The sequence below is a fragment of the Cryobacterium sp. 10I1 genome (genome assembly GCF_035019805.1).
Taxonomy (GTDB): domain Bacteria; phylum Actinomycetota; class Actinomycetes; order Actinomycetales; family Microbacteriaceae; genus Cryobacterium; species Cryobacterium glucosi.
On record NZ_JASJVF010000163.1, the window covers coordinates 1 to 7749 of the forward strand.

The 7749-nt window shown below is 58.8% G+C and carries 6 protein-coding genes; 5 read left to right on the plus strand and 1 reads right to left on the minus strand.

The genetic code is table 11. From position 1 onward, the window contains the following. Nucleotides 1–76 precede the first annotated feature (76 nt). A complete protein-coding gene (locus QN345_RS13195; RefSeq protein ID WP_416347666.1) occupies nt 77–2833 on the plus strand; it encodes a type ISP restriction/modification enzyme in 2757 nt (918 codons plus the stop codon). Nucleotides 2834–2914: 81 nt separating this feature from the next. After that, the gene (locus QN345_RS13200; RefSeq protein WP_323508738.1) at nt 2915–4021 is read left to right on the plus strand and encodes a hypothetical protein; all 1107 of its coding nucleotides are present in this window, start codon (nt 2915–2917) and stop codon (nt 4019–4021) included. An 84-nt stretch (nt 4022–4105) separates the two neighbouring features. Here the strand turns inward: QN345_RS13200 and QN345_RS13205 are convergent, their stop codons facing one another. Further along, a complete protein-coding gene (locus QN345_RS13205; protein WP_323508739.1) occupies nt 4106–4462 on the minus strand; it encodes a helix-turn-helix domain-containing protein in 357 nt (118 codons plus the stop codon). A gap of 200 nt (nt 4463–4662) precedes the next feature. On the opposite strand from QN345_RS13205, the gene QN345_RS13210 reads away from it, so the two are divergent. From QN345_RS13210 to QN345_RS13220, 3 genes are all read left to right on the plus strand, one after another. Further along, nucleotides 4663–5760, plus strand: a complete 1098-nt coding sequence (locus QN345_RS13210; RefSeq protein ID WP_323508740.1) for a hypothetical protein — start codon at nt 4663–4665, stop codon at nt 5758–5760. Nucleotides 5761–6281: 521 nt separating this feature from the next. Then, entirely contained in the window at nt 6282–6851 is a 570-nt protein-coding gene (locus QN345_RS13215) for a hypothetical protein (RefSeq protein ID WP_323508741.1), read from the plus strand. Between the two features lie 343 nt (nt 6852–7194). After that, a partial coding sequence (locus QN345_RS13220) for a recombinase family protein (RefSeq protein WP_323508742.1) occupies nt 7195–7749 on the plus strand: 555 nt, incomplete at its 3' end.

Genomic DNA, 7749 nt, shown 5'->3' on the forward strand with positions numbered 1-7749 from the left:
GTCTTGGAGGGAGCTTTCCCCGCTGGCGTTGCTGCGGTCGCGGACGTCGATAATTTGGATTTGGTCGTCGGTGCCGATGGACTGGGCCCAGATCGGCGCTGACTGGCGGGAAGCCATCTACGCCAAGATCGTCGAGAAAGTGGGGGAGCGCGACTACTGGGAGAACTGGGCCCACAACGTCTCCGACATCGCCGCCCGCCACCAAACCCGCATCACCAACCTGGTCAACGGGTCGGACGAAAGGCTCCGTGCCACCTTCGAGGCCTTTCTGGGCGGTCTCCGCGACAACCTGAACCCGTCGATCAGCGAGAAGGACGCGATCGAGATGCTGTCCCAGCACCTCATCACCCAACCAGTCTTCGACGCCCTGTTCGAGGGCTACGGGTTCAGCCAACACAACCCGGTCTCCCTGGTCATGCAGAGCATGGTCAACGCCCTCGAGGGCACCCGGCTGGACACCGAAACCGAAGAACTTGACGCGTTCTACGCCAGCGTGCGGAAAAGCGTCAACGGTATCACCGACGCGGCCGGCAAGCAGACGACCATCAAGCGGCTGTATGAGAAGTTCTTCGCCGGTGCGTTCAAAGGCACCAGCGAACGCCTCGGTATCGTCTACACGCCCAACGAGATCGTCGACTTCATCCTCCACAGTGCCGACGAAGTCCTCCGGACCGAATTCGGCGCCACCCTCTCTGACGAAGGCGTCCACATCCTCGATCCCTTCACCGGGACAGGCACGTTCATCGTCCGGCTCCTCCAATCCGGCCTCATCAAACCCGAAGACCTTCAACGGAAATTCCGGCACGAACTGCACGCCAACGAAATCGTGCTCCTCGCCTACTACGTCGCCGCCGTCAACATCGAAGCCACCTACCACGGCCTCATCCCCGCGGGCCAGGACACCACCTACGAGCCCTTCCCAGGCATCGTCCTCACCGACACCTTCCAGTCATCTGAGGATGACGACCGCTACGACGACCGCGGGATCTTCGGCGACAACAACGACCGCGCCAAAGCACAAAACGCCCTCGACATCCGCGTCATCGTCGGCAACCCGCCCTACTCCGCCGGCCAAGACAGCGGCAACGAAAACAACCAAAACCTGAAGTACCCGTTCTTGGATGCTCGCATTGCTGCCACGTATGCGGCCCTGTCGACCGCTCAGAACAAGAACAGCCTCTATGACTCCTACATCCGATCCATCCGCTGGGCCAGCGACCGTCTCAAGGATCGTGGCGTCGTGGCCTTCGTCTCCAACGGCGGCTTCATCGACGGCAACACCGCCGACGGACTCCGTAAGACCCTGACGGCCGAGTTCAGCTCCCTCTACATCTTCAACCTACGAGGCAATCAGCGAACCTCAGGAGAACAATCACGTCGCGAAGGCGGAAAAGTCTTCGGCGAGGGGAGTCGGGCGACGATTGCGATCTCGATTCTGGTGAAGAACCCGAAATCATCAACGAACGGCCAGCTGCACTACCGGGACATCGGCGACTACCTCAGCCGCGAGGACAAGCTCGCGATGATCAAACGGTACGGCACCATGAGTGACGTCCCCTGGACAACACTGACACCGAACGCAGCCGGGGACTGGCTCAACCAACGAAACGACGTCTTCGCAAGCTTCACCCCGATCGGCGACAAAACGAAGGGCGCCAATCCAATCTTCGCCACCTACTCCCGCGGACTCGAGACAGGCCGCGACGCGTGGGTCTACAACTCGTCTGAAGCCGCCCTGACGTCGAATGTAGCGAAAACCGTTGAGGCGTACAACGACGAAGTCGATCGCTGGGAGGAGGCCGGTAAGCCGCTCCCCGTGGAAGATTTCATTGATCGTGATCCGACCCGTATCAGCTGGGCGCGGAGTCTCCGGAATGCACTGGGAAGGAGCACACGTCTAACCGAGGAAGAGTCCAACTTCACCGTCGCCATGTATCGACCGTTCAACAAGCAGAACGTGTATTTCGCGAGCATGCTCAATCATGAGCGATCACAAATACCGAGGATGTTCCCAACCTCAGGGCACGAAAATTTCGGCCTTTATCTGACCGGGCTCGGAGCGCAGAAGCCTTTCGCGGTTCTCGCGGTTGGCTCAATACCTGACTTGAATTTGTGGGGCTCGGAGGGCGGTCAATTCTTCCCCCGTTACACGTATGAGTCGCGCCCGGCGCAGGCAGCTCTGTTCGGCGACGAGGACGATTTCATGCGTGTCGATAACATCAACGACGAGATCCTCACCGACTACCGACACCGCTACGGTGCCAACGTTTCGAAGGACGACGTGTTCTTTTTCGTCTATGGCCTGCTGCACTCCTCGGACTATCGCGCGACCTACGCGTCAGATCTGAAGAAGATGCTGCCACGCATTCCCATACTTGCCGAGCCGGAGGATTTCATCGCGTTTAGTGAGGCCGGGCGGCATCTGTCAGAACTGCACCTCGGCTACGAGTCGGTCGAACCGTACCCGCTGACGATCACTAGATTGACGGCCGCCGACCCGGACTACCGGGTCTCAAAGATGCGGTTCGGCGGCAAGGCGGGAGCATGGGACAAAACGACCATCCGCTACAACGACAGCACCGCGATCACCGGCATCCCGCCAGAGGCGCAGGAGTACCTGCTCGGCTCCCGGTCGGCGATCGAGTGGATCATCGAGCGCTACCAGGTGAAGGTCGACGGCCCCAGCGGGATCCGCAATGACCCCAACGACTGGGTGAGCGAACGCGATAACCCCACCTACATCCTCACTCTGCTGCAGCGCATCGTCACGATCAGCCTGGAAACAGCGCGCATCGTGAACGAGCTACCGCCGCTGCGAATCGCCCAACAGTGAGCGCTGCTACGGCAAGACCATTCACTGACGGTTCCACTGCCTTGAGCTGCAAACCTGTGGGCCCTGGAAGGGGCGGGTGTTGTGGACCTCAATGATTTCGATTTCAGCCTTCGATGGCCCAAAGAACTCTTTCTTTGGGAGGGAAACCGGATCGCTCAGCAGAAGTCCGACACTGCCTTCATCAACATGGTGGCCACCTTGTTCTCGGAAGCTTTCGTTGATGGCGATATCGCCGTGAGCCTCGAGCAGACCGATGTCTCGGGCTGGACTCCTGGACCCACTAATAGTGAGCAGGCGAGTCGTGTGTTGACTACATTGCTTGAGGAGCCAACGAAGCTTCATGGATTCGAGCCCCGCAAATACTGGATCGAGCGCACTGTAGGCGTCGGCGCCGTGACAGAAAGCTCGCCGCTCTCTCGATCCTTCCTTGAACTTGTCACGGATCTGCGGACACTGAACTATTTTCCGAAAGTGTTACGCGAGCAGTGTGTCGATGACAGCGAATCGTGGGAACTCGACCCGAGCCACGAGATTAGTCGTGCAATCCATGCCGCCATCAATTGGCCGTCGGATTTGGAGGACGGGACTGTTTCGGATGACGTCCTGTATTCGGTGATCGAGTACTTTCACGATCAAGCGCAGAGACCGCGTACTCGCTGGTTCCACCAGTTCAGCGGCTGCGGGTACCACCACAACGATCACAACAAGCAGTCCGGCGCCGTTGTCTACCGTTGGTACGTTAATGCCCTGCTCACGCGGTACGGCGTTGGTCTTCGGCTCGGGAACACTGCAAGCGAGCAAGGCCATCTGATTAGACAGTCGGCACTGTCGCTCGACCCGCTCGCTGATCAGTTGGCTGCCGCGGCGCCGGGGACTAAGACCCAGGACGGTGCGATCGCTGATGCGATCCGCCTCTATCGAGGACGCTCGTCAACGTCTAACCAGCGACGAGCTGCGGTCACGCAACTCGCGGGTGTCGTGGAGAGTCAGCGGCAGCGATACAAGGAAATCCAGTTTGCTTCCGGTGACGAGAGCGATCTCTTCCAGATCTTCAACAAGTTCGCCTTGCGGCACACCAACAAGTCGCAAAAGGGCGACTACGGCGATGATTATCTTGACTGGATCTTCTGGGTAACGCTCTCTGCGATCGAACTACTAACGAGGGTCGCACCGTCGGGGTCAGCCTGAACCTGGTCGGGAGAGGTTGAGTGTATCTCCATGCCTCGCTCGGAGAGCGGGGTCAAGCGACCGTTCTCGGATAGGTCACGACCCTTATCTGGCGATGGTGCTTGTCAGGGTCTCGTCATCAAATTGATCTGGCAGTAGCCCCAGAACTCGGGCGCGGCGGTAAAAGGTAGCTCGCGACATTCCGAGGTTAAGCCCGACCTGAACCGCTTTCTCTCCGCCCTCAATGAGTCGGCGGGCGTTGCGGATTTGGCTGTCGGTGATGACCCGCGGACGACCGCCCAGATCCTTACCGCGGCCGCGCGACTGTGTGCGGCGATCCCTTAACGGACACCGAGCACCACGAAATCTAGTCTGGAACCGAGCGGCCGATAGTACGAATAGACGGCGCGTCCCTGGCGCTCTACCCCCACGAAGCAGCCGACCAGTTGGCCGGCGCAACACCCAAGAAAAACCGCGGGATCAGCCCACGGCGATCAAGACCGTAGCAAGGGTGTTCCGCCCTCGACGGACGCGGCGAAAATTTGTCAGAGCAGCGAATGTCCGACTTATCAAACAGATGACCATGATCTGAGTTCTGCCGGATTCGTGATCTTGAGGCCGCGGCAACACCGGCCTGACGCTTGGTCTGCTTTGATTGGCGAATGGCCAACCAACAATCCGCTCCAGCGAAAAGATTTCTGGTTGAGCCGCTTAGCTACCGGCAAACCGCGCTGTTTGCCGCCGCGCCCGCCGTAACGCTCATGGTGATTGGGCTCGGCTTGCCGGTGCTGATTAAATTGAATCTTGATCAACAGAACCCTTTGGTCACGCTCGTTGAGGGCGGCAAGACTCTTGCCGCGCATCTCGGGTGGGTAATTCCGGTAATCATCGCCGCGCTGCTCGGTTTTCTCGCTGCCGCTCTGGCTGGCAACGGCCACTCTGACGCCGTCGAGGCCGACAGGCTTCGACGAGTTCTCGGAGGGACCGGCCTTTTGCTGGGAACGGCAGGTGTTCTGATTGCGGTATACGTGGGGATCTACGCAGCCACGTCACCTGACTGGGCCTTGTTTCTTGCGCTGGTCCCAGCGACGGTCTTAATTGGCTTCCTCGCTCTTTTTATAGGGCGTTACGTCGCTTTTAGCGACGATGAACAGCTCATAGAACTGGACGCCTCAATGCTCCTCCGAAAGGAGCGGATGAGCACTCTAGGAGAGCGTTCGTTGCGGCCGTGGTGGGTTGCCATACTGACCAGCGCGATCGCGATCGCACTGACAGCAGCAGGGGTTGCGGTGTCGCTGAGAACCGAAAAATCTCTGGATATTTTCTTCATCGTGTTGATATTGGGTTTCGCAGCCAGCCTGGTTGTTCTCTTGTTCGGTTGGTTAGTCCTTGTCACTACATATATCGATACGACGAAGTCCCAATTCATGACATGGGCTCCGGCACTGGGCGTATATCTAACCATCGCGGCGCTCATCGTGAACGTAATGTTCGTCAACCATGGGCTCTGGGCTGGTTTTGGAAGCCTTTTAATTGGCGGGGGTTGCCTCTTTGTCCTGCTTTTTCCTCGCAAGCAGCAAGGTCAGTGGCTGCTCAATAGGAGTGTCAACGGTTTGGCCGCTGCCTCAGCGTACAAACGGCTAGTTGACCAGCAGGCCACGGATTCCGCTCGTCGTGACACGCTGCTCCTAAGTATTGCGGACGAAGCATCTGCAAACTGGCTCAAGCGAAAGTTAGCCGCGCTATTATCACTCGCTTAATCGGTGCTATTGCGCTGATCGTAGCAACCGGGCGCTTGGCTCGCTGGTCGGGTTTGTCGTGTCGACCGGCGGGGTGGCGGAGCGCTTCGGTCCAGGTTGGCGGGTGGGTCGCGGCCCAGTCCCGGAAGCAGCTGTCTTCCCTGCGGGAGCGTGGCAACACCGTGAGGAATCGCCCGCCGCGCGAGTGAATGTGGGTCATCGCAGCGGTCGAGGCGAGTTTGGAGTCGGCGATGTAAAGGAAATCGGTGCGGCCCAGGATGGCAGCGAGGTGATCCCAGGTCGGAATGTGGGTGGGTGGCGAGTAGCGCTTGGTGGTAGCGCGAGTCCGCGTTGTAGGTATGTGATGTCACAGGACATCGTTTGCAACCTCACTCAGGACATCGTTTACAGGATCTTTCCCGCCAGCCTGTGGCCATCAAAATTGTGATGGAGCAGATGGAGTCGATGGCACCTCGGTACAGCGAAGGGCCAGTCAATCGTTCCTGACAGACTGAGTACACAATCCGACAGGAAAGAAACTCATGGACATCCCGCCCGAAGCGGTCGAACTCGGCGTTCGACTTGCTGAAAGTCTCGCGCGCAATACAGCCACTGCTATCGATGACAAAGTACGCGCACTTCTCACAGCAAGAAAGAACGACCAGATCGTTGCAGGCCTGGAGGAGATCATTTCAGACCTTGTCGCCGACAAGTCTGAACTGACCCGCATTGCACAGGCATACCAAGAGGAGCTCATAGCGCAGCGACTCACGGATCAGGACGTTCGATACATCACGGACACGATCATGCCAATGCTTCGGAAACTGGCCCAGAATTCTGGAGAAGGCGGCGAGGGACAGCTGGCACAGATTGACGCGTTCGCGCCGCTGCTGTCAGTAGACACGGTGAAAGTGCTCCAAATTCTAGGCTTCAACTTTCGTCAGGCCCTTGGCGAACCCCTTACGGAACTCACCAGAAAGGCCATTCTCTCCCGCGTGCCCGCTACCTCTGACACTCAGCTCGAGGGGGTGCGGCGTGAGCAGGCGTACGTTCATCTGGCGATGGATGCAGAAGCATATGCACGGTTCAGGGAGATGTTCCCGCTCTCATGAACTGATGCAGGTAACCGCGAGTGCGTAGTGGACGTCGACGGGGGTGTCGAGTCCGATGTCGGTGAGACGCTGGGCGCGGTTGGAGCCGTCGACGAATCCTGCCATGCATCGTCAAGCGTCGTCGAGGCCCAGGAGGTTCGACTTGGTGCGGGTGTGGGACCCCTGGAATTTCAGGGAGGCAAGATGCCCATAGGCTTACTGCTGCGTTTCGGTTTGGGGTACACCCCAGCTAGACGTCAGGCGTATGTATTCAATGCCGTCAGGATAGGGTTATATTTGGATTGTCTGACAGCCCTCATTGTCGGGTCTTAGAGTTCAACCTGACAGAAAGCGTGGGGTGCCTATGACGGGTCAACGAGTTGGATACGTGCGAGTTAGTACCCTCGATCAGAACACCGTCCGTCAACTTGATGGTGTCGACGTCGACCGTGTGTTCGAGGACAAGGCGTCGGGGAAGGACCTGAATCGGCCCGAGTTGGAGGAGTTGATCAAGTTCGTCAGGGACGGCGATACCGTTCTCGTGCACTCGATGGATCGCCTTGCCCGTAACTTGGAGGATCTCCGCTCGATCGTGCGCCGGCTCACGGCGAAGAATGTCCGGGTCGAGTTCGTGAAAGAGCAACTCTCTTTCACCGGCGAGGACAATGCGATGGCGAACTTGCTCCTGAACGTGATGGGGGCTTTTGCCGAGTTCGAGCGGTCCCTGATCCGCGAACGACAACGCGAGGGTATTGCCCTGGCGAAGAGGCGTGGTGTGTACCGAGGCCGCGCGCCATCTCTGGATGCGGCCCGGGCTGCGGAGTTGCGTGAGAAGGCGGCCGCCGGCGTGCCGAAGGCTGCTCTGGCTCGAGATTTTGGTATCAGCCGCGAAACCGTTTACGCCTACCTCCGCGCTGAC